This is a genomic window from Tritonibacter litoralis (assembly GCF_009496005.1).
GTDB lineage: Bacteria > Pseudomonadota > Alphaproteobacteria > Rhodobacterales > Rhodobacteraceae > Epibacterium > Epibacterium litoralis.
On record NZ_WIBF01000001.1, the window covers coordinates 547,016 to 567,523 of the forward strand.

Here is a 20,508-nt window from a genome sequence, read left to right on the forward strand (position 1 = left end):
CACTAAGGTCGCCTCAATTAGACAAATGCGGATCTGGGGGGATTGCTTGTCACGTTTCGACAGATATGTCCTGTCTCAATATCTGCTGTTCTTTGGCTTCTTTGCTCTAGTTCTTGTGGCAGTTTTTTGGGTAAACCGCGCCGTTGTGCTGTTTGACCGGTTGATCGGTGACGGTCAGTCGGTTCTGGTTTTTCTCGAATTTTCTGCGCTGACTTTGCCGAATCTGATCCGGATGATCCTACCGATTGCAGCTTTTGCGGCCACGGTCTGGGTGACCAATCGGTTGAATGGCGAAAGCGAGCTGACGGTGTTGCGGGCCACCGGTTCCAGCCCCTGGCAGCTGGCGCGACCCGCGCTGGTCTTTGGTGCGATTTGTGCCGCGATGATGCTGGCGCTCACCCATTTTCTGCTGCCGCTGTCGATCAGTCAATTGGATGAACGCCAATCCGAAGTGGCACGCAATGTCACGGCCCGGATCCTGAACGAAGGGGATTTCCTGCATCCGGCACCGGGCGTTACATTTTACATCCGCCAAATTGATGACGACGGAACGCTGAATGATGTGTTCCTGTCGGACAGGCGAGACCCAGAAGTGACCGTGACCTACACCGGCGCCAAAGCGTTTTTGGTGCGCGATGAAGACCGCACCCATTTGATTATGGTGGATGGACTGGCCCAACGCCTGCATCACGAAACGCGCCGACTGTCGACAACGGCATTTTCTGATTTCTCGTACGATATCAGTAGCCTTGCCAATAAAGCAGAGGGCCGCGCCCGCAATATTCGCGCAATTCCCAGCGCTGAATTGATAACACAGAACCGCCAGATTGCAGCCAATGAAGGTCACAGTATCGGCGCACAGACCGAAGAATTTCATCTTCGCTTTGCACGAGCCTTTGTCTGTGTGGCCGTCACATTGATCGGCTTCTCTGCGCTGATGCTTGGATCCTTTTCCCGGTTTGGTGTTTGGCGTCAGGCGCTGTTGGCTTTTGTCATATTGATCATTGTCGAAGGCTTGCGGGGCGTTGTGTCGGAACCGGTCATCGCCACACCCGAACTGTGGCCGTTGATCTATGTTCCAACTGTCTTGGGGATCGCCATGGCGCTCCTGTTTTTGCAACTGTCCGCCCGTCCGCTGAGGCTCCATTTGAAACTGCGCCGAAATGCCAAGCAGGAGATTGCGTCGTGAAGCTCGATCTCTATTACGCCCGGCGGTTTTTTCAATGGTTCCTCGTGATCAGCGGTGTGCTGATGACGCTGGTGACCCTGATTGACCTGAACGAGCAGATCCGCCGCTTTGAAGGCGTCGATCTGAATTTTGCCGAGCTGATAAACTTAACGTTTTTGAACGTGCCGGCAGCACTGAATGAGTTTCTGCCGTTGATCATGATATTGTCGGCCGTTGTTTTGTTCGTTGGTTTGGCACGCAGCAGCGAGCTGGTGGTCACACGGGCCGCTGGCCGATCCGGCATTCGTGCTTTGCTCCCCCCTCTTGTGGTGGCTCTTTTGATTGGGCTCGTCTCCCTCAGCACGTTGAACCCAATCGCGGCGGCCACTGTAAACCGGTACAAAGAGCTGTCGGATGAGTACCGCAATGGCGGCACCGACAGTTTCTCGATAAGCGGTGAAGGTCTTTGGCTCAGACAGGGCACGCCAAATGGCCAATCCGTCATCCATGCGCGTGGCTATTTGGGACAGGGTGATGAAATCATCCTGAGCGACGTCAACATCTTGGAATACACCAAGGACTCAGGGCCCCGAAACCGTATTCTGGCCGAACGGGCTGAGTTGGACGGAGAAGCTTGGGTGCTCACCAATGCCAAGGTCTGGCCGCTGGCTGTCGGGTTTGTGCCCGAAAACGCATCCAAAACCCATGATACCCTGCGACTTGCAACAACGCTCACGTCTGAGCGGATCCGCGACACCATCGGTGCCACCGAAGGGATCTCTATCTACGATCTGCCCGAAACCATCCGCGACCTGGAGCGGGCCGGTTTCTCGACCAAACGGTATGAGGTGTTGCTGCAAGTGGAATTGGCGCGACCGATCTTTTTGGTGTCGATGGTCTTGGTCGGCGCGGCTTTCACCATGCGCCACGCACGGTTTGGCGGCACCGGCCTGGCCGTGTTGATGGCGGTTCTGCTGGGGTTTGGCCTCTATTTCATTCGCAACTTTGCCCAGATCCTGGGTGAGAACGGGCAGGTCCCTATTGCCATGGCCGCCTGGGCGCCTCCGGTTGCGTCCATAATGTTGACTTTGGGGCTCTTGCTCCACGCCGAGGACGGATAACATGCGCCGCACTCTTTTGATAAGCGTTGTGCTGCCTTGGCTCGCAGCAGCAACACCGGCCCTGCCCCAAGCGCTGGTGGAACCCGCAACGGCCAACCGGCAAGCCATCTTGGTGGCGGATCAGGTTTTCATAACCCCTGAGCGGCAATTGGTGGCGTCTGGCGGAGTCGAGGTATTCCAGGGCGAGGTGCGCCTGCAAGCTGAAAAGATCACATTTGACGATGCCAAAGGGCAGCTGAAAATTGAGGGGCCCATCCGCATTGACCAGGATGGCGAGGTGTCTATTTTGGCCGATGCTGCCGAGCTGGACAGCGACTTGCAAAACGGCATTCTGTCGTCTGCCCGGTTGGTGTTTAATCAACAGGTACAGCTGGCAGCGCTTCAGGCAACGCGCGTGCGCGGACGCTATACCCAGCTTTATAAAACAGCCGTAACCTCTTGTGACGTGTGTGATGACGGCCGCCCCCCGCTGTGGCAAATCCGGGCAGAACGGGTCACGCACGACCAAGAAGAACGCCAGATCTATCTCGAAGGCGCACAATTGCGGGTACGGGATGTGCCAGTATTCTATTTGCCAGCCTTACGCCTTCCGGATCCAACGCTGGACCGGGCGACCGGCTTTCTTGTGCCGTCTTTGCGCACCACATCGAATTTGGCCACCGGGGTAAAGGTTCCTTACTTCTTCAAAATCGGCGATCACAAGGACCTCACGGTAGCGCCTTATGTGTCCTCAAAAACGAGGACGTTGGATTGGCGCTATCGTCAGGCGTTCCAACGCGGCACAATCCAGATCGACGGCGCATTCACACGGGATGATCTGCAACCGGACCAAGATCGCGGGTATGCGTTTCTGACCGGTCGCTTTGATCTGAACCAGGGGTATAAGCTTGCAGTAAACCTGCGCACGGTCTCTGACGATGCTTATTTCGCCGACTACGGATTGGCCGATGTGGACCGATTGCGGTCAGATGTGATCTTAAGCCGGATCAAACGAGATGAGTTCTTCCGCGGCGGGTTTATTCACTACAAAACGCTGCGCGACAGCGAAGATCAGGATGAAGTCCCGTCTATCGTTGCCGACCTTGTCTATGAGCGCCGCATTCACCCCTTGTGGAGCAAAACGGGCGAGTTCCGGTACCGGCTGGAAACCCATGCCCACCGAAGAGAATCCGAAGAACTGGCAACAGCGCTGGATCCGGCAGGGCGGGATATTGGCCGATTCTCACTGGATGTGAACTGGCGCCAGGACTGGCGGTTCAACTCCGGAGTTGTCGCCGAGTGGCAAGCCGGCGCAGCATTTGAACGGTTCGCAATCGAAGATGATGCGGTTTCTGCCAATAACAGCCGTCGTGCTGTACCGCGGACGGCGTTGACGTTCCGCTTGCCGATGACACGCACCACAGGGAATGGATCACGACAGTTTCTGGAACCCATTGCCCAAGTCAGCTGGTCCAACCTGTCGGGCGAAGACATCCCCAACGACGAAAGCAATTTTGTCGAATTTGACCAAGGCAACCTATTGTCCTTGTCGCGCTTTCCAGCCTCTGACAAGCGTGAGGACGGGCTGCAATTTGCCTACGGTGTAAACTGGGCCCATTTCGCCCAAAGCGGCTGGCAAGCCTCTGCAACAGTTGGGCAGATTTACCGGGAAGAGGCCGAGAGTGAGTTTACCAAGACCTCTGGGCTTGGCGGAACCACATCTGATATCCTTTTGGCGGGTCAAATAAAGTTGAACCAAGGCATCGCATTGACAGCACGAGGGCTGCTGAACGGCTCCTTTAACTTCTCCAAAGCGGAGCTGCGGGGAGATGTGGATTACAAACGCGCCAGTTTTCGCAGCAGCTACCTGTGGCTTGGGACCGACGCGGACGAAGGGCGTACGGATGCAACATCCGAGCTGTGGTTTGACGGCCAATATGAGGTCAACAGCAATTGGGCCGCCAATGCCAACCTGCGGTATGATGTCTCGGACGGGCGTGCAACACGTGCGGGTCTGGGGCTGGCCTATCAAAACGAATGTGTAACGGTCGACCTGTCGGTCAATCGTCGCTATACCTCAACGACAAGTGTTGACCCGTCCACGGATTTCGGCTTTTCAATCTCATTAAACGGGTTCTCCGTGAACAGCGGCACCAATAAGTACAGGCGATCATGCAGCAAGACTTGATGTTTTCTCACTTTACTCTCCGCTCTGCGGGTATTGTTTTGCGTCGCACCCTTGGCGCGGTGGCTCTGACCAGCATGGTGGCGCTTGCCGCCCCTTCTGTATCAGCGCAGGGCCTGTTTTCGCCGGTCATCCGCGTCAACGATCAGGCGATCACCCAGTATGAGCTTGACCAGCGGGCGCGGTTTCTGGCGGTAACCGGAACACCGGGTGATCCGCTGAAACAGGCGCGCGAGGATCTGATCGAAGACCGGCTCAAGCTGAAACTGATAACCGAAGTGGGTTTGGTGCCCACAGATGAGGAAGTGCAAGAAGGGCTGGAGGGATTGGCGCAGCGCACCAATCTGTCGCTGGACGAGTTCTACAACACCATGGGCCAGGCCGGGGTTGACCCGCAGACGCTGCGGGACTTTACCCGTGTCGGCATCGGCTGGCGCGAATATATCGGCGCGCGTTTTTTGGCCCGCGCCCGTCCAACTGATGAAGAGATTGACCAGGCCATTGGCACCGCCGGACGCGGTGGTGTGCAGGTCCTGCTGTCCGAGATCATCGTGCCCCTGAACGAAGAGACAGCGCCGCAGATTGAAGGCTTTGTTGAACAGGTTCGCGCCCTTAAAACCTTTGATGATTTCTCAGCCGCCGCTTCCCAAGTGTCCGCCGCAGACAGCCGTGCAAATGGCGGGCGTTTGCCTTGGATGGAGCTGACACGTCTGCCACCGCAGCTGCGCGAAATTGTTCTGAACCTTAAAACCGGCGAAATCTCTGATGCAATCACCTTGCAAGGGGCCGTCGCCCTGTTTCAGATGCGCGGCATTCGCGAAGTTGAAGGCAGTGAACAGCGCTTTGCGGCGATTGAATACGCGACATATCTGATCCCGGGTGGGCGCACCTCCGAAGGTTTGGCTGCCGCGCAAAACGTGATCGATGCCGTGGACAGCTGCGACGATTTTTATGGCATCGCACAAGATCAATCGCCGGACGTTCTGACAATCGAGAGCCTGCCCCCATCTGAAATTCCCAATGATATCGCGCTGGAACTGTCCAAGTTGGACCCTGGTGAGACGTCAACAGCGGTGACCCGCAACAATGGTCAGACGCTGGCGCTGGTGATGCTCTGTGGTCGCACGTCTGAGATTGCGGAAGACGCTGACCGGAACTCTATTGCCAGTGCGCTGACGCAGCAGCGGCTTGAGACCTTCTCAAACAGTCTGTTGTCACAATTGCGGGCCGAAGCGCGCATTATCGAATGACATCTGTTGCGCGCCCCATTGCTCTCAGCTGTGGGGAGCCTGCGGGCATTGGCCCAGAGATCGCCGTCAAAGCCTGGCAGGAGCTGCGGGGGCGCTGCCCCTTCGTCTGGCTAGGTGATCCCCGCCACCTGCCAACAGACACCCCGGTTGAGATTGTGTCGGACCTCGCCCAGGTGTCGCAAGTCAGCGCCGAGGCTTTCCCGGTCCTGCCGGTTCCTTTTGCCGGAGAAACCACACAAGGGACCGCAGATCCCCGCAACGCGTCCGGCGTGATCCAGGCGATTGAAACCGGCGTCCATCTGGTTCAATCCGGCCAGGCCAGCGCGCTCTGCACCGCTCCAATCCATAAAAAAGCATTGATCGACGGCGCAGGTTTTTCCTTTCCAGGTCACACAGAGTTTCTGGCCCATTTGGCCGGGCGCGATCGCGTTGTGATGATGCTGGCCAGCCCCATGCTGCGGGTGGTGCCTGCGACCATTCATATCGCTTTGTCAGACGTCCCCGAAACCTTGACCCCAGAGCTGTTAGAAGAGGTGATCACAATCACCGCCCGGGGTCTGCGCAGCCAATTTGGGATCCCTGCCCCGCGCATCGCGGTTGCCGGGCTGAACCCACATGCCGGCGAAGGGGGCGCGATGGGGCGGGAAGAGCTGGAATGGATCGACGATTTCCTTGCCGATCTGGATGTTGCCCCGGCGCAGGTAACCGGCCCGCACCCGGCCGATACGCTCTTTCACGCAGCCGCCCGCAAGACTTATGACGCCGCTGTCTGCATGTACCACGACCAAGCGCTGATCCCGATCAAGACATTGGACTTCGACCGGGGTGTGAATGTGACCTTGGGCCTGCCCTTTGTGCGCACATCCCCGGATCATGGCACCGCGTTTGACATAGCAGGCAAGGGTCAGGCAAACCCGTCAAGCTTGATCGAAGCGCTGTTGTTGGCGCAGCAGATGGCGGCCAGCTCTTGACGCTTGGCGGGCACGCTCCTAACACGGGCTCTTAACATCTGGGCCAGTTGGCCCCTTACACTGGTCAGAACAAAACCGTATGAGCGCCATCGATTCCCTGCCCCCTCTGCGCGAGGTGATTGCAACACACCAGCTTTCGGCCCGCAAATCGCTGGGGCAGAACTTTTTGCTGGATTTGAACCTGACCGCCAAGATCGCGCGCCAGGCCGGAGATCTGAGCGCATGTGACGTGCTGGAGATCGGCCCCGGTCCAGGAGGCCTGACCCGTGGGTTGTTGTCCGAAGGCGCGCGCCGGGTTCTGGCCATTGAAAAAGACAGCCGCTGCCTGCCTGCCCTAGCTGAGATCGCCACGGCCTATCCCGGCCAGCTTGAAGTGATCAACGGTGACGCGCTTGAGATCGACCCTTTGGCGCATCTGACGCCGCCGATCCGCGTGGCGGCCAATCTGCCGTATAATGTAGGAACCGAGCTTTTGGTGCGCTGGCTGACCCCAAAAGACTGGCCACCGTTTTGGCAAAGCCTCACGCTGATGTTCCAACGCGAAGTGGCAGAGCGCATCGTTGCACAGCCCGGCTCCAAAGCTTACGGCCGTCTTGCAATTTTGTCGCAATGGCGCGCGGATGCAAAGATTGTCCTATCGCTGCCGCCGGGGGCCTTTACCCCGCCTCCCAAGGTCAGCAGCGCCGTGGTGCATCTGAACGCGCTGCCCGCGCCCCGGTTTCCAGCGGATGCGGCCACCCTGTCCCGTGTTGTGGCTGCGGCTTTTAATCAGCGCCGCAAAATGCTGCGCGCCGCGCTCAAATCGGTGAGCCCGGACATCGAAGACCACCTGACCGCCGCAGGCATCCCGCCTACGGAACGGGCGGAACAGGTCAGCCTTGAGGCGTTTTGCGCCTTGGCCCGCAGCTTAAAACCTATGGAGTGACCGATGACCGGGGATGTGTTTTCAATTCGAGAGGCCCGCCCCGATGACTATGCGGCGATTTTTGATCTGACACAGCGGGCCTTTGCGCCGACGCCATACGCATCCGGCACCGAAGGCCATATTGTGCTGGCGTTGCGCGATGACGGCGATCTCACACTATCCCTGGTGGCGGTCGCTGCGGATCAGATCATCGGCCATGTGGCGTTTTCTCCGGCCACCGTGGGTGAAACAAATGGCGCGTGGTACGCGCTTGGCCCTGTATCGGTTGCGCCAGAACAGCAGAAGACTGGCGTTGGCAGCCGCTTGATCACTGCAGGGCTGGACCAATTGCGCGGCCTCCCAGCTTCGGGCTGTGTCCTGATCGGCAGCCCATCCTATTACGGCCGGTTTGGATTTACGCGCTGTGACGGGCTCACATATGGCACAGTCCCGGCCGAGTACGTGCAGGGCCTCGCGTTCACATCCATGTCCCCCGTGGGGGAAATAACCTTTGCGCCGGGATTTGACGTTCAGCCAAAGTAAAACCCCGCAGAACCATATGGCTGCGGGGTCTTAAGTCAAACCAAACGTCTTTTCAGATCACTCAGCGGCAGCAGCCGCGTCACCGGCGTCTGTTGCCGGTTGCTCCGCCTCTGGCGCGGCCTCTGCTGGTGTTTCAGCCTTGGCTTTGGGCTTGCGTGCGCGGGGCTTGGGCTTAGATCCCTCTTCCCCTTCAGCAGCCGGTTTGCGGCTGCGTGGTTTACGCGCTGGCTTTTTTGGCTTTTCCGCGGCTTCACCCTCTTCGGCGGCAGGCGCAGCCACTGGGGGTTGTGTCATGCTTTCTGGCGTTTCAACCAAGCCGCTGCTGTCCTCGTTTGCAGCGCTTTCATGTGGGTCGATCACCTCGGCACCGTCGGTGCTGGCCGCAGCGGCAGCTGCAGCATCCGCCTTGGCGGCTGCTTCACGCTCTTGGCGCTCCAGACGTTCCGCACGCTCCCGGTCACGCTCTGCCTGGCGTTCGCGGTTCTGACGCTCTTGCTCTTCCCGACGCGCTTCGATTTCACGTTGGGCTTCGTTCAGCATACGCAAGTAATGTTCCGCGTGCTGCTGAAAGTTTTCAGCTGCCACACGGTCATTACTCAGCTGCGCATCACGAGCGAGCTGGTTATATTTATCAATAATTTGCTGCGGCGTGCCGCGCACTTTGCCCTCGGGTCCTGAGCTGTCAAACACGCGGTTGACAACATTTGCACCGTTGGGACGGTTCCGGTTCGATTTCGACCGGGAACGGGATTTAGACGATCTCATAAGCCTAACGTCAGCCTTAGTTCATTATGCCGAAGACCTTAAAGTTGCGCGCCTCTGCGCAGGGTCATCAGCGATTTTGGGCTTGGCGTCGCCGCAGAGGAGTTTCGATCCTCACGCTCAGGCGACTTCTTTGAGTAACCATGGAATGCGCCATGACACAAGGGGGCGCGTTAAAATTTATACGAATTTCTGTGGGAAACCCGGTTTTTTTTGACTTTTCCACCTCAATCCGGAGCAAAGCCACAGACAACCCGGTCGCGACCATCCAGATCCCGAATGGTGCACACGTTCACCAAACCAACAGAATAAAACAAATCTGTGACCGCTGCTGCTTGGGTTGGGCCAATTTCGACCATCACACGACCCTTTGGTGCCAGATGCGCCCCAAGGCCTGCGCTGATCGCGCGATAGGCTGCAAGCCCGTCGCCCCCATCCGTAAGAGCCATTTCAGGTTCAAACTCACGCACTTCGGTGCTGAGGCCTTCCATCTCGGACAGCGCAATATAGGGCGGGTTGGAAACGATCAGATCGAATTGGCCGTCAACGTTTGAAAACCAGTCAGATGCGTGGATCTCTGCCCGGTCCTGCACCCGGTGTAACACCGCATTGGCGCTGGCTTGTAGACAGGCCGCATCGCTGAGATCCACTCCGACACCTGTTGCCTGCCCCTGCTCGGCCAACAAAGTCACAAGGATGCAGCCAGAGCCCACCCCAAGGTCCAGAACGCGGGCAAAAGGTTGGCTTAACGCAGTTTCGATCAGTGTTTCAGTCTCTGGCCGCGGGTCCAGAACGTCGCCCGACACTTTGAACCGGCGACCATAAAACTCACGTTCCCCAATCAAATGTGACACGGGCACGCGAATGGCACGCAGGGAAATCAGCTGTTCATAGCGATCCGCGACTTCGTCCGACAATTCTTCGGGCGCGATCAAAGTCACGCGGCTGGCCTCAATCCGGGCGGCATGGGCCAGCAAGACCCGCGCGTCCCGGGCCGGGTCCGTCACACCGGCCGCACGCAGTCGATGTGTGGCATCGGCCATGGCCTGGGCTGCGGTCTGTGCGGTCATTGATCCATCTCGGCCAGCAGGCGCGACTGCGCATCCGCCGTCAGCGCATCGATGGTTTCATCCAGATCGCCCTGCAGGATCTGCTCAAGCTTATAAAGGGTCAGATTGATCCGATGATCCGTCATCCGTCCTTGGGGGAAGTTATAGGTTCGAATGCGTTCAGACCGGTCTCCGGATCCCACCTGGCTTGCCCGGTCAGCGGAGCGTTCACTGTCAATCCGCTGGCGTTCCAGATCATAAAGCCGCGTTTTCAGAACCTGCATCGCGATCTCACGGTTGCGGTGCTGCGACTTCTCGGAACTTGTGACAATAATCCCGGTCGGCAAATGGGTGATCCGTACGGCGGAATCTGTGGTGTTGACGTGCTGTCCCCCTGCACCAGAGGCCCGCATGGTGTCGATGCGAATATCTGACGGGTTGATGTCGATATCCACGTCTTCGGCTTCGGGCAGAACCGCCACGGTCGCCGCCGAGGTGTGAATGCGCCCGCCGCTTTCGGTGGCTGGAACACGCTGCACCCGGTGCACACCGCTTTCGTACTTCATGCGGGCAAAGACGTTTTCTCCCTTAATATGGGCCACGACCTCCTTGATCCCGCCAAGCTCGGTGGCTTGTTCCTCGATCAGCTCCAATCGCCAGCCGCGGGCCTCGGCATAGCGCATGTACATCCTGAGCAGATCACCCGCGAACAGGGCCGCCTCATCCCCACCGGTGCCGGGGCGGATCTCGAGGATCGCGGGACGGGCATCTGCGGCATCCTTGGGCAATAACGCCAGCTGCAGCGCGTGTTCGGCTGTCGGCAAAGCCTCTTTCAGCGCAGGCAGCTCCTCTTCGGCCAGCGCGCGCATATCCGGGTCTTCCAGCATCGCTTCAGCCTCTGCCAAATCTTCCAACAGCTGCTGATACGCGGCGATCTGTTCGGCCACCGGACGCAGGTCTGAATATTCCTTGGCCAGGGTTGCAATGTCTTCGCCCGTGCTGCCATCCGCCATCGCGGCTTCAAGGTACTGAAACCGTTGCTGGATTTGATGCAGGCGTTCTTGGGGGATCATCGAGTTGCTTTCATATCTTTTGCACTTAGGCAGACTTGAACTATGTGATATGCTAGCGTCATGCAACTTACCAGTATTCTTGTTTCTTTGGCGGTCGTTGCAAATCTGACCCCCGCCTTGGCAGACGTTACAGGTCCGGGCGGGAAAACCATCGACTGCTACTGCACCGACACCTCAGGCGCGCGCGTGGAACTGGGGCAGACCATCTGCTTGTTTGTCGACGGCAATATGTTCATGGCACAATGTCAGATGTCCCTCAATGTGCCCATGTGGCGTAAGATTGACGACGGCTGCACAATCTCTCACCTTAAACAGAGCCGCCCCGAAGGGCAGCACCCATTAAAGCTTTAGCGATCAAACCTCATTGCCAAGCCCAAATGACATTAGGCGTGGCAATGAATAGGGTCCTCAGATGCTCTGCTTCCACTGAAGCATGGCATTGTTCAGATTGGTTGTTGCAGCGTTATATCCTGGACCATTCAAGGCCCGTTCTGCAGCAGCAAGGTCGTCTTTCTCGACCAACTCGGCGACACGTCCCGCTTCAAGATGGAAAACCGTGTGGGTTTTCATCACCTCTTGATAGCCGGCGCTCCTTGCGACTCTGGGATCAGATGTTAATGAAAACAGCCACTTGCCAAAAGAGCACTGGTCATTGGTGCGGATATCGCAGCTCGGCTTGGGAAGCCTACCTGTCTTAACAGCATCGCCCAGTTTTTGTTTCCAGGCCGCATGCGCCTGCATGGCTTCCCCGATTTGTTGCTCCAAAACGGCTTTATCCATTGAACCCTCCTAAGACTTTGGAACGTCCTCTCCAATAGACTTGGAGGGTTAAATTTTGCTTTTCAGGCCGCGCGCCAAGTAGAAAATGCCTGCCGGCACGGCACGAGACAGCGGGCATTACATCAGACGACAGCCCCGCAGCGCAAACGCGATGTTACTTGCGCGCAACGCCCGGCAGGATACACAGCATTTCATACAGAAGGTTCGCCGCTGTCAGGGCCGTATTGCCGTTGCTGTCATAAGGCGGCGACACTTCGACAAGATCACAGCCAACCACCGTGACCCCCGCCAACGACCGCAGCAGCTCCAGCGCCTGCATCGTCGTCAACCCGCCAATTTCCGGCGTGCCCGTACCCGGCGCATAAGACGGATCCAACCCGTCAATATCAAAGGAAATATAGGTCGGTCGGCTGCCGATATCGCGCCGGATCTCGGCTCCCATACCCGCCAGCGAACGCCCCCACAGCTCAGCAGCCGGGAAATGTTGAAAACCCCATGACGTTGCCTCTGCAAAGTCTTCGGCAGAATAGCCGGTGCCGCGCAGACCGATCTGGTACACCTTGTCCGGAACCACCAACCCCTCTTCCTGGGCGCGGCGAAAGACCGTGCCGTGGGTCTCCTTCTCACCGAACATATCGCTGTTCACATCCGCATGGGCGTCCACATGGATCACGGCCATCGGACCGTATTTGCGCGCCATCGCCCGCAGGATTGGCAAGGTGATCGAATGATCTCCGCCCATTGCCATCGGCACACAGCCCCCGGACAAGATCGCCTCATAGCTTTCTTCGATGATGCGCAAGGAATCTTTGAGAGAGAACGTGTTGATCGCCAGATCGCCGATATCTGCCACATTCAGATGTTCAAAAGGCGCCGCCTTGGTGGTCATATTATACGGGCGCAGCATCGCGCTTTCGGACCGGATGTGTTTTGGCCCCAAACGCGTGCCCGACCGCCAGGAGGTGCCGATATCCATCGGAACCCCCAGAAACGCCACATCCAACCCTTCCAGTGATGTGGCCTGTGGCAGGCGCATAAATGTATTCGGCCCCGAGAAACGTGCGAGGTCATTGCCGCTGATCGGTTGGTTGAATTGTGTCATTTTTTCAAGATGTTCCAGCCCAATAGGCAGATTATTTCAGTTGCGACATGGGCACCGGCAATCGCCGTCGCACCCGAGGTGTCATACGGAGGAGAGACTTCTACGATATCGCCGCCTTTGATGTTGATACCGGCAATTTCGCGCAAAATACGCGCGGCTTGCGCCGAGGACAACCCGCCCCAGACCGGTGTTCCGGTGCCCGGTGCAAATGCAGGGTCCAGACAGTCGATATCAAACGTCAAATAGGTGGGACGATCGCCCAAAATCGCCTTGATCCGGCGGGCGGTTTCCTGGGCACCAATCTCATGCACGGTGGCCGAGTCAATGATATTAACCCCCAAAGTATCCGCATTGGTGGTGCGGATCCCAACCTGAACCGAGGTCTTGGGATCAATCAGCCCCAGTTTCACCGCCTTGTAGAACATTGTACCATGATCCACGCGGTCGAAATCGTCATCCGGCCACGTGTCGCTGTGCGCATCAAATTGCAGCAGGGACAAAGGTCCATACCGTTCCGCATAGGCTTTGAGAATAGGGAAGGACACGTAATGGTCGCCGCCAATCGCGACCGAGGCGGTGTCCGTGTCCAAAATCCCGCGAATGTGATCCGTTAACGCATCCGGAAAGGCCGCGACATTGGCATAGTCAAAGGCCAGATCGCCATAGTCGACAATTGCCAGTTCCCCCAACACGTCAAAGGGCCAGCCATAAGGCGCGTCCGGGCTTTGCAGGGCGCTGGCCTCACGGACCGCGCGGGGCCCAAGACGGGTTCCGGGCCTGTTGGTGACCGCCTGATCAAAGGGCACGCCCGTCACAGCAATATCCGCCTTGCGCAGATCCTTGGTATAGCGACGACGCAGGAATGAGGTCGCCCCGCCAAAGGTGTTCTCAAAACTCGGCCCTTTCAAATCCTCGCGGGTAAAGGCCTCATCCACCTGGTTCTTTGCGTCTTCCAATCCCATGACCAACTCCCTGCCCTGCGTGTTTTCAATATTTGATCAAATATCGAAACATGGGCCACCTGTCATCCCACAGGCTGCAATCGTTCCACCATTCGGGCAAAGAATGATGCGCCAATAGGCGCAATATCATCATTAAAGTCGAACTTGGGATGGTGAACACTGGGCCCCTCGCCTTGCCCCAGGAACAGATAGGCACCGGGCCGCGCTTCCAGGAAGAAGCTGAAGTCCTCCGCCCCCATCTGGCGTTCACAATCACCAATGGCCATAGCCTCGCCTGCGATCTCGCGCGCGACATCTATGGCGCGCTCGGCTTTGGAGGGGGTATTCACCGTGGCCGGATATCCAACCTCATAATTCAGCTCCGCCGTGACATCATAGGCCTGCGCCTGCCCCGCTACGATCGCCTCAAGACGGCGCATGACCATGGCTTGCACGCCTTTATCAAAGGTGCGCACCGTCCCGTTGATATAGGCGGTCTCGGGTACGATGTTATCGGCGCTGCCGGTGTGGATCTGAGTGACCGAGACCACGAGATCATCCAGCGCAAAATGATTGCGGCTGACAATGGTCTGGATCGCCTGGGCAATGCCACAGGCGGCCACCACTGGGTCGCGTGTTTCATGGGGCAAGGCACCGTGACCGCCCAAACCTTTGATATGGATATGAAACTCATCCACCGCAGCCATGATCGGCCCCGGCGTGGTGACAAACTGACCAGTCGGAAAACCGGGCGCGGTGTGCAGCGCGTAAACTTCGGCAATATCAAAGCGTTCGATCACGCCTTCCTCGACCATTATGCGCGCACCACCAATGGTTTCTTCGGCAGGCTGGAAAATCAGCGCAACCCGACCCGCAAAATTGCGCGTCTCGGCCAGATACTTGGCAGCCCCCAGCAGCATCGTGGTGTGGCCATCATGCCCGCAGGCATGCATATTGCCCGCGTGGCCAGAGGCATAATCCTTGCCGGTCTCTTCCATAATAGGCAGCGCATCCATATCTGCACGCAGGCCCATCGTCTGCCCCGGCCCACGCCCGTTGATGATGGCAACCATACCGCTGGTGGCGATCCCCTCGTGCAGCTCGTCCACGCCCATCGCCAACAGCTGCTCTTTTACAAAGGCCGCGGTTTTGGGCAGATCAAGCGCCAGTTCCGGGATGCTGTGCAAATGCTGTCGCCAGGCTTTCATCTCATCTGCATAATCGGCGATACGGTTCACGACCGGCATAGGCTGGACTCCTGCATTCGACTCGGTGATTGATGCATGTGACACTGGAACAAGGGCAACTGCAATGTCAGACAATTCAATCCTCTATGATGAAGGCGCGGGAATTGAGCGGTTGCTCGAAATCATGCGTCGGTTGCGCGACCCCAAGACGGGCTGCCCCTGGGATATTGAACAGAGCTTTGCCACCATCGCGCCCTATACCATCGAAGAGGCTTATGAGGTTGCGGACGCGATTGAGCGCAACGCGTTTGATGAGCTAAAGGGCGAATTGGGGGATTTGCTGTTTCAATCCGTGTTTCATGCACAGATGGCCGAAGAGGCCGGGCATTTCACGTTCCAGGATGTGGTCACCACCATGTCCAACAAGATGGTCAGCCGGCATCCCCATGTGTTTGGCGATGAAACCCGCGAGAAATCCGCAGAACAGCAAACAGCAGATTGGGAAGCGATCAAGGCCGCAGAACGGGCTGAGAAAGATCAACAAGGCACATTGGACGGCGTTGCTGTGGGACTGCCTGCGTTGCTTCGGGCCTACAAGCTTCAAAAACGCGCCGCGCGGGTTGGGTTTGACTGGCCATCAGCGGAAAATGTAATTGCCAAAATCGCTGAGGAATCGGCCGAGCTGGTCGAGGCCCGCGATCACCTGTCCCAGACCGAGGTCGAAGAAGAGTTTGGCGATCTGTTGTTTGTCATGGCGAACTTGGGGCGTCATCTGGGTGTGGAACCCGAGGCAGCCCTGCGCAAAGCCAATGCCAAATTCACCCGCCGTTTCCAGGGGGTTGAGGCGAAACTGGCCACGCGCGGCAAGACCCCTTCTGACAGCGACCTCACAGAGATGGATGCGCTGTGGGATGCGGTCAAAGCGGACGAACGGCGCGAAGAATAAGACGGTACCATGACCAAACGTAAAATTATTATCGACACTGATCCGGGCCAAGACGATGCGGTTGCCATCCTGCTGGCCTTGGCCGCGCCGGATGTGCTGGACCTGCTGGGGATCACCTGTGTGGCTGGCAATGTGCCCTTGCCGCTGACCCAGAAAAACGCCCGGATCGTCTGCGAGGTGGCCGGCCGCACGGATGTCGCGATCTATGCAGGGTGCGACGCCCCGATGGCCCGCCCTTTGGTCACGGCGGAACATGTGCACGGTAAAACTGGTCTGGATGGGCCAGAGCTGTTTGACCCCACCCTGCCCCTGGCAGAGGGCCACGCGGTGGATTTCATCATCGAAACACTCCGCCGCGAAGACGCAGGCAGCGTCACCCTATGTACGCTGGGGCCGCTGACCAATGTGGCCACAGCCTTTCAACGCGCGCCAGACATTATTCCCAAGCTGCGCGAATTGGTGATGATGGGCGGCGCTTATTTCGAAGTCGGCAACATCACCCCTGCGGCAGAGTTCAACATTTACGTTGACCCGGAAGCTGCTGAAATTGTGTTTAAATCCGGCGTTCCCTTGGTCGTGATGCCATTGGATGTCACACATAAGGTTCTGGCCACCCGCAGCCATATCGAGACATTTCGCGCCATGGGCAGCACAGTCGGAACCTTCACCGCCGAGATGCTGGATTTCTTTGAACGCTTTGATGTGGCCAAATACGGATCTGAGGGTGGCCCGCTGCATGACCCCTGTGTGATTGCCTATCTGTTGCAACCCAATCTGTTTCAGGGCCGTCATATCAATGTTGAGATTGAAACTGAGTCCAAATTGACACTGGGGATGACAGTCGCGGATTGGTGGCGGGTGACAGAACGTGCGCCCAATGCCATGTTCATGGGAGATGTGGATGCAGAGGGCTTCTTTGCTCTTTTGACCGAAAGGATCGCGCGGCTATGAGCGCACAATTACACCTCGCCAAACCTGCTCATCTGGACAAGGTGGTGGAGCTGGTCGAGGCCTTCCATGCGGAAACCGAGATCACCAGCGATGACGCCCATCGCCGCGCCGCAATTGAACCTTTGCTGCACGGTCACCCCTATGGCGCGGTCTATCTGATTGGTCCGCCCCGCGCACCCGTGGGGTATATCGTCCTGACCTTTGGCTGGAGTGTCGAACTGGGCGGCATGGACGGGTTTGTCGATGAGCTTTACATTCGCCCCCCAGTGCGCGGGCGTGGCATCGCAACAGAAGTGTTGCAAAACCTGCCCAAAATGCTAGCGGATGTGGGGTTAAAAGCGCTTCACCTTGAGGTGGATTACGAAAACGAACAGGCTCTGCGCCTTTATGGTCGGGCCCGGTTTGAACCCCGCGAACGCTATTTCCTGATGACCAAGGTGCTGGCGAAACCCGGTTGATTGCGTCAGCGCAGACGGCGGGTGAACTCTGGGTAATTGGCCGCCAGCTCTGTGCCTGTCAGCGCCTGACGCTCCTGTGCGGATAAAACTGTGGCGGCAAACTGCGCGTCAGCCCCTGCCAGGATTGCCACCAGCGGCCCCTGCAGCACATCCGGTTCTTCGGCCAACAGCCGATCCAGATCCAAAATGAACCGCGCGCCATCTTCGACATAACGTTCCTGCCCCAGTGCAAAGACCAGAACACAGGGCAGATCACATTCGCCATTCTGCGCAACCAAGGTCGCCACACGGGTGCCCGCCCCTTGCAGCTCTTGGATCACTTCCACAACTTGCAGCGCCTCTTCAAGGCTGCCACCTGCGCTGTTCAGCCAAATGCCAATGGGCTGTCCCCGGTCTTCGCTCAGCAAGGCAGTCCAAAGGAAATGTTGGAATGCGCCATGGTGCACTTTGTCCAACGGCCCATCCAATCGTAGGCCACCCTGAACACGCCGCCACTCTGCTGTTGCTGGCGTCGCCACAGACATCATCCCAGCGAACAAGACCAAACCCAAGTACCGAAACGCGCCAAGCATACCCACGCGACATCCTCTCCTTGTTCAAAAAAAACAATTGGAGGACCAGAATGTCATAAAAGAGTTACAAAACAACCCTCACACGCAGAATCAGGTAGAGTTTCTCGAATTTCAGACGTGCGGTGATGCGTGAACAAGCAACTTTGCGATCAGATCAGAGGGATTTGCGCTGCTTTTTCCGGTGCGATGAGCCCCTTGTGGCGTGGATCTTGCACAAGCTCGATGGCACGGCGATAGGGCGCAAAGCCAGAGCGGACATAAAACCCCAGCGCCTGCGCGCTGTCCAAAGTGCAGGTATGAACGTAAAACCGCGTGATCGGCCGCGCAAAGGCCCGCGCGATGGCATGGTTCATCAACCACCGACCAACCCCGCCCCCGATGAGCTCAGCCGACAGACCAAAGAAGGACAGCTCACAATCGCCTGCGCCCTGCCATTCCAGCTCCAGCAGCCCCAGATCGCGGCCGTCTTTTTGCACGGACCAGACCTCAACACTGTCTTGCGCCAGATGGGCGGCCAGTTCGCCGTCTTCCATTTCCAGCCGGGAAAACCACAAGAAATCCTCTCCCACCAGTCGATACAACGCGCGGTACCAGTCCACGCTTGGCGCACTGTGGTGGTGCAATGTGATCCCTTCTGGGGCAGGCACCAGTCGTTCGGCAGGACGTGACGTCATCTCAAGATAGGTGACCACGCTTGCCAATGTGCCTGCGGGAAGTTCGGTAATGCCTTCAGGAAAAGTCATAAAACGGACCTTTATTCTGTGAGAAAATTGTAGTCGGAAAACGTGGCCGCCTCGCCGTGCTTTTCGCCATTTGAGTCGATCAAGGCCCAGACGACGGCATTGCGGATCTCAAACCGTTTTCCTGTCGCGCTGATACGAATACCGGCATAGTCATCAATGAACCCCTGTTTGCGCATCCGCTCAAACATCTCGTCCCGCGCATCGCGGTGGTGGGGTTCTGCAGTCAACCGCGACGGCATGCCAACCAGTTGATCCCACCCCATCTGCCACAGCTCTTGCGCCGCAAGGTTGCCATAGGTAAGGCATGGGTCATCGCTGGTGTCATGGGACAGGATCGGAAAAGGCGCGTGATACAACGCCTGCGGCTCCGCATAGCGATAAAGAGACCGCCCCAACAACCGCGCATAGCTAGACGTCAACAGCTGCGCATGTTCGGCCTGAAACTGGTTGTCGGCGCTTGGTTCCTGCATGCCCTATCCTTTTTGATCAAACAACAAAGCCCCACCATAAGGCGGGGCTTTGCCGTGTTCAATCGGGGATAAGGTTACCCTTTCAGGATCGAGCGGCCCGCGTATTCAGCCACTTCGCCCAGCATTTCTTCGATACGGATCAGCTGGTTGTATTTCGCAAGCCGGTCAGAGCGTGCCAGCGAGCCGGTTTTGATCTGGCCACAGTTGGTCGCCACTGCCAGGTCTGCGATGGTCGCATCCTCGGTCTCACCCGAGCGGTGGGACATCACGTTGGTGTAACGGGCACGGTGCGCCATATCGACGGCTTTCAGAGTCTCGGTCAGGGTGCCGATCTGGTTCACTTTGACCAGCATCGAGTTCGCGCAACCACGAGCAATACCGTCTGCCAGACGTGCTGGGTTGGTCACGAACAGATCATCACCCACCAGCTGCACCTTGTCACCGATCATATCGGTCAGCGCTTTCCAGCCGTCCCAGTCGTCTTCCGCCATACCGTCTTCGATGGAGATGATCGGATAGTCGTTGACCAGCGCTGCCAGATAAGCCGCGTTTTCCTCAGACGTCAGTGTGGTGCCTTCACCGGACATGACGTAATTGCCATCTTTGTAGTATTCGGTGGCCGCGCAATCGAGCGCCAAGTGAATTTCTTCACCCGGTTTGTAACCGGCCTTTTCGATGGCCTTCAGGATGAAATCCAGCGCGTCGCGGGTAGATCCCAATTCAGGTGCAAAACCACCCTCGTCTCCCAGACCAGTGGACATACCAGCGGTGATCAGGTCTTTGCGCAAAGTATGGAAGACTTCAGCCCCCATGCGGACCGCATCACGGATGTTGTCCGCAGCCACTGGCATGATCATGAATTCTTGGATGTCGATTGGGTTATCCGCGTGCTCACCACCGTTGATGATGTTCATCATCGGAACCGGCAGGATGCGCGCAGAGGTGCCGCCAACATAACGATAAAGCGGCTGGGTGGTGAAATCCGCCGCGGCTTTGGCAGCCGCCATGGACACGCCCAGGATCGCGTTTGCGCCCAAACGACCTTTGTTTTCGGTGCCGTCCAGATCGATCATCGCCTGATCCACGGCCACCTGATCGGTGGCATCAAAGCCAACCAGCTCTTCTGCAATCTCACCGTTGACAGCGGCAACCGCTTCCAGGACGCCTTTGCCCAAGTAACGCGCTTTGTCGCCATCGCGTTTTTCGACCGCCTCATAGGCACCGGTCGATGCGCCTGACGGTACGGCGGCGCGGCCCATGGTGCCGTCTTCCAGCAGCACATCGACCTCAACGGTCGGATTGCCGCGGCTGTCCAGAATTTCACGGGCGTGAATGTCGATAATAGTGCTCATC

At 57.7% G+C, this 20,508-nt stretch carries 22 protein-coding genes; 11 read left to right on the plus strand and 11 right to left on the minus strand.

Translation table 11 applies throughout. The features are described 5' to 3' along the window. Nucleotides 1–46 precede the first annotated feature (46 nt). From lptF to GFB49_RS02670, 7 genes are all read left to right on the plus strand, one after another. Nucleotides 47–1,189 carry an LPS export ABC transporter permease LptF gene (gene lptF / locus GFB49_RS21160; protein ID WP_246149575.1) on the plus strand — a complete coding sequence of 381 codons (1,143 nt, stop codon included), beginning with the start codon at nucleotides 47–49 and terminating at the stop codon, nucleotides 1,187–1,189. After that, complete coding sequence (lptG, locus tag GFB49_RS02645) at nucleotides 1,186–2,289, plus strand: LPS export ABC transporter permease LptG (protein ID WP_343032445.1); 1,104 nt, start codon at nucleotides 1,186–1,188, stop codon at nucleotides 2,287–2,289. The genes lptF and lptG overlap by 4 nt, the downstream gene beginning before the upstream one ends. A 1-nt stretch (nucleotide 2,290) precedes the next feature. After that, nucleotides 2,291–4,456, plus strand: a complete 2,166-nt coding sequence (locus GFB49_RS02650; protein ID WP_153214235.1) for an LPS-assembly protein LptD — start codon at nucleotides 2,291–2,293, stop codon at nucleotides 4,454–4,456. After that, the gene (locus GFB49_RS02655; RefSeq protein WP_246149576.1) at nucleotides 4,456–5,703 is read left to right on the plus strand and encodes a peptidylprolyl isomerase; all 1,248 of its coding nucleotides are present in this window, start codon (nucleotides 4,456–4,458) and stop codon (nucleotides 5,701–5,703) included. The genes GFB49_RS02650 and GFB49_RS02655 overlap by 1 nt, the downstream gene beginning before the upstream one ends. Beyond that, entirely contained in the window at nucleotides 5,700–6,674 is a 975-nt protein-coding gene (gene pdxA, locus GFB49_RS02660) for a 4-hydroxythreonine-4-phosphate dehydrogenase PdxA (protein ID WP_153214237.1), read from the plus strand. Before GFB49_RS02655 ends, pdxA begins: the two co-directional genes overlap by 4 nt. A 79-nt stretch (nucleotides 6,675–6,753) precedes the next feature. Beyond that, a complete protein-coding gene (rsmA, locus tag GFB49_RS02665) occupies nucleotides 6,754–7,599 on the plus strand; it encodes a 16S rRNA (adenine(1518)-N(6)/adenine(1519)-N(6))-dimethyltransferase RsmA (RefSeq protein ID WP_153214238.1) in 846 nt (281 codons plus the stop codon). A 3-nt stretch (nucleotides 7,600–7,602) separates the two neighbouring features. Then, a complete protein-coding gene (locus GFB49_RS02670; protein WP_153214239.1) occupies nucleotides 7,603–8,121 on the plus strand; it encodes a GNAT family N-acetyltransferase in 519 nt (172 codons plus the stop codon). 57 nt (nucleotides 8,122–8,178) lie between these two features. Here the strand turns inward: GFB49_RS02670 and GFB49_RS02675 are convergent, their stop codons facing one another. The 3 genes from GFB49_RS02675 to prfA form a co-directional block, all read right to left on the minus strand. Then, complete coding sequence (locus tag GFB49_RS02675; RefSeq protein ID WP_153214240.1) at nucleotides 8,179–8,886, minus strand: DUF4167 domain-containing protein; 708 nt, start codon at nucleotides 8,884–8,886, stop codon at nucleotides 8,179–8,181. 224 nt (nucleotides 8,887–9,110) lie between these two features. Further along, nucleotides 9,111–9,953 (minus strand): peptide chain release factor N(5)-glutamine methyltransferase, encoded by an 843-nt coding sequence (gene prmC / locus GFB49_RS02680; protein WP_153214241.1) that lies wholly within the window; start codon nucleotides 9,951–9,953, stop codon nucleotides 9,111–9,113. Continuing rightward, nucleotides 9,950–11,005 (minus strand): peptide chain release factor 1, encoded by a 1,056-nt coding sequence (prfA, locus tag GFB49_RS02685; RefSeq protein WP_153214242.1) that lies wholly within the window; start codon nucleotides 11,003–11,005, stop codon nucleotides 9,950–9,952. The genes prmC and prfA overlap by 4 nt, the downstream gene beginning before the upstream one ends. Before the next feature lie 60 nt (nucleotides 11,006–11,065). On the opposite strand from prfA, the gene GFB49_RS02690 reads away from it, so the two are divergent. Further along, nucleotides 11,066–11,356, plus strand: coding sequence for a hypothetical protein (locus GFB49_RS02690; RefSeq protein ID WP_153214243.1), 291 nt, complete (start codon nucleotides 11,066–11,068; stop codon nucleotides 11,354–11,356). 57 nt (nucleotides 11,357–11,413) lie between these two features. On the opposite strand, the gene GFB49_RS02695 is transcribed toward GFB49_RS02690, so the two are convergent. From GFB49_RS02695 to GFB49_RS02710, 4 genes are all read right to left on the minus strand, one after another. Further along, on the minus strand, nucleotides 11,414–11,785 hold the full coding sequence (locus GFB49_RS02695) for a CZB domain-containing protein (RefSeq protein WP_153214244.1): 372 nt from the start codon (nucleotides 11,783–11,785) through the stop codon (nucleotides 11,414–11,416). Nucleotides 11,786–11,939: 154 nt separating this feature from the next. Further along, nucleotides 11,940–12,887, minus strand: a complete 948-nt coding sequence (speB, locus tag GFB49_RS02700) for an agmatinase (protein WP_153214245.1) — start codon at nucleotides 12,885–12,887, stop codon at nucleotides 11,940–11,942. Then, complete coding sequence (speB, locus tag GFB49_RS02705) at nucleotides 12,884–13,849, minus strand: agmatinase (RefSeq protein ID WP_153214246.1); 966 nt, start codon at nucleotides 13,847–13,849, stop codon at nucleotides 12,884–12,886. Before speB (GFB49_RS02705) ends, speB (GFB49_RS02700) begins: the two co-directional genes overlap by 4 nt. A gap of 62 nt (nucleotides 13,850–13,911) precedes the next feature. Further along, a complete protein-coding gene (locus tag GFB49_RS02710; RefSeq protein ID WP_153214247.1) occupies nucleotides 13,912–15,075 on the minus strand; it encodes a M20 aminoacylase family protein in 1,164 nt (387 codons plus the stop codon). Between the two features lie 64 nt (nucleotides 15,076–15,139). Here GFB49_RS02710 and mazG point away from each other — a divergent pair, with 64 nt between their 5' ends. Genes mazG through GFB49_RS02725 form a run of 3 tightly spaced genes read left to right on the plus strand, consistent with a single transcriptional unit; the run spans nucleotide 15,140 to nucleotide 17,370 of the window. Continuing rightward, on the plus strand, nucleotides 15,140–15,961 hold the full coding sequence (gene mazG / locus GFB49_RS02715) for a nucleoside triphosphate pyrophosphohydrolase (protein WP_153214248.1): 822 nt from the start codon (nucleotides 15,140–15,142) through the stop codon (nucleotides 15,959–15,961). Between the two features lie 9 nt (nucleotides 15,962–15,970). Continuing rightward, a complete protein-coding gene (locus GFB49_RS02720) occupies nucleotides 15,971–16,912 on the plus strand; it encodes a nucleoside hydrolase (RefSeq protein ID WP_153214249.1) in 942 nt (313 codons plus the stop codon). Further along, nucleotides 16,909–17,370: a GNAT family N-acetyltransferase gene (locus GFB49_RS02725; protein WP_153214250.1), complete on the plus strand. Its 462-nt coding sequence runs from the start codon at nucleotides 16,909–16,911 to the stop codon at nucleotides 17,368–17,370. The genes GFB49_RS02720 and GFB49_RS02725 overlap by 4 nt, the downstream gene beginning before the upstream one ends. Before the next feature lie 5 nt (nucleotides 17,371–17,375). Here the strand turns inward: GFB49_RS02725 and GFB49_RS02730 are convergent, their stop codons facing one another. The 4 genes from GFB49_RS02730 to eno all read right to left on the minus strand — a co-directional run bounded on the left by GFB49_RS02730 (nucleotide 17,376) and on the right by eno (nucleotide 20,507). After that, the gene (locus GFB49_RS02730) at nucleotides 17,376–17,948 is read right to left on the minus strand and encodes a hypothetical protein (protein ID WP_153214251.1); all 573 of its coding nucleotides are present in this window, start codon (nucleotides 17,946–17,948) and stop codon (nucleotides 17,376–17,378) included. A gap of 143 nt (nucleotides 17,949–18,091) precedes the next feature. Beyond that, on the minus strand, nucleotides 18,092–18,685 hold the full coding sequence (locus tag GFB49_RS02735; protein WP_153214252.1) for a GNAT family N-acetyltransferase: 594 nt from the start codon (nucleotides 18,683–18,685) through the stop codon (nucleotides 18,092–18,094). 11 nt (nucleotides 18,686–18,696) lie between these two features. Next, entirely contained in the window at nucleotides 18,697–19,155 is a 459-nt protein-coding gene (locus GFB49_RS02740; RefSeq protein WP_153214253.1) for an MEKHLA domain-containing protein, read from the minus strand. A 74-nt stretch (nucleotides 19,156–19,229) separates the two neighbouring features. Continuing rightward, nucleotides 19,230–20,507 (minus strand): phosphopyruvate hydratase, encoded by a 1,278-nt coding sequence (eno, locus tag GFB49_RS02745; protein WP_153214254.1) that lies wholly within the window; start codon nucleotides 20,505–20,507, stop codon nucleotides 19,230–19,232. Between the last annotated feature and the right edge of the window lies 1 nt (nucleotide 20,508).

What these genes read in the sequence shown, in the direction of transcription:
- GFB49_RS02655 (WP_246149576.1), top strand. Translation starts at nt 4,456, where the DNA reads ATGTTTTCTCACTTTACTCTCCGCTCTGCGGGTATTGTTTTGCGTCGC.
- GFB49_RS02675 (WP_153214240.1), bottom strand. Translation starts at nt 8,886, where the DNA reads ATGAGATCGTCTAAATCCCGTTCCCGGTCGAAATCGAACCGGAACCGT.
- rsmA (WP_153214238.1), top strand. Translation starts at nt 6,754, where the DNA reads ATGAGCGCCATCGATTCCCTGCCCCCTCTGCGCGAGGTGATTGCAACA.
- speB (WP_153214246.1), bottom strand. Translation starts at nt 13,849, where the DNA reads ATGGGATTGGAAGACGCAAAGAACCAGGTGGATGAGGCCTTTACCCGC.
- GFB49_RS02740 (WP_153214253.1), bottom strand. Translation starts at nt 19,155, where the DNA reads ATGCAGGAACCAAGCGCCGACAACCAGTTTCAGGCCGAACATGCGCAG.
- eno (WP_153214254.1), bottom strand. Translation starts at nt 20,507, where the DNA reads ATGAGCACTATTATCGACATTCACGCCCGTGAAATTCTGGACAGCCGC.
- GFB49_RS02710 (WP_153214247.1), bottom strand. Translation starts at nt 15,075, where the DNA reads ATGCCGGTCGTGAACCGTATCGCCGATTATGCAGATGAGATGAAAGCC.
- GFB49_RS02690 (WP_153214243.1), top strand. Translation starts at nt 11,066, where the DNA reads ATGCAACTTACCAGTATTCTTGTTTCTTTGGCGGTCGTTGCAAATCTG.
- GFB49_RS02720 (WP_153214249.1), top strand. Translation starts at nt 15,971, where the DNA reads ATGACCAAACGTAAAATTATTATCGACACTGATCCGGGCCAAGACGAT.
- pdxA (WP_153214237.1), top strand. Translation starts at nt 5,700, where the DNA reads ATGACATCTGTTGCGCGCCCCATTGCTCTCAGCTGTGGGGAGCCTGCG.
- GFB49_RS02650 (WP_153214235.1), top strand. Translation starts at nt 2,291, where the DNA reads ATGCGCCGCACTCTTTTGATAAGCGTTGTGCTGCCTTGGCTCGCAGCA.
- GFB49_RS02725 (WP_153214250.1), top strand. Translation starts at nt 16,909, where the DNA reads ATGAGCGCACAATTACACCTCGCCAAACCTGCTCATCTGGACAAGGTG.
- GFB49_RS02670 (WP_153214239.1), top strand. Translation starts at nt 7,603, where the DNA reads ATGACCGGGGATGTGTTTTCAATTCGAGAGGCCCGCCCCGATGACTAT.
- GFB49_RS02695 (WP_153214244.1), bottom strand. Translation starts at nt 11,785, where the DNA reads ATGGATAAAGCCGTTTTGGAGCAACAAATCGGGGAAGCCATGCAGGCG.
- prfA (WP_153214242.1), bottom strand. Translation starts at nt 11,005, where the DNA reads ATGATCCCCCAAGAACGCCTGCATCAAATCCAGCAACGGTTTCAGTAC.
- speB (WP_153214245.1), bottom strand. Translation starts at nt 12,887, where the DNA reads ATGACACAATTCAACCAACCGATCAGCGGCAATGACCTCGCACGTTTC.
- mazG (WP_153214248.1), top strand. Translation starts at nt 15,140, where the DNA reads ATGTCAGACAATTCAATCCTCTATGATGAAGGCGCGGGAATTGAGCGG.
- GFB49_RS02735 (WP_153214252.1), bottom strand. Translation starts at nt 18,685, where the DNA reads ATGACTTTTCCTGAAGGCATTACCGAACTTCCCGCAGGCACATTGGCA.
- prmC (WP_153214241.1), bottom strand. Translation starts at nt 9,953, where the DNA reads ATGACCGCACAGACCGCAGCCCAGGCCATGGCCGATGCCACACATCGA.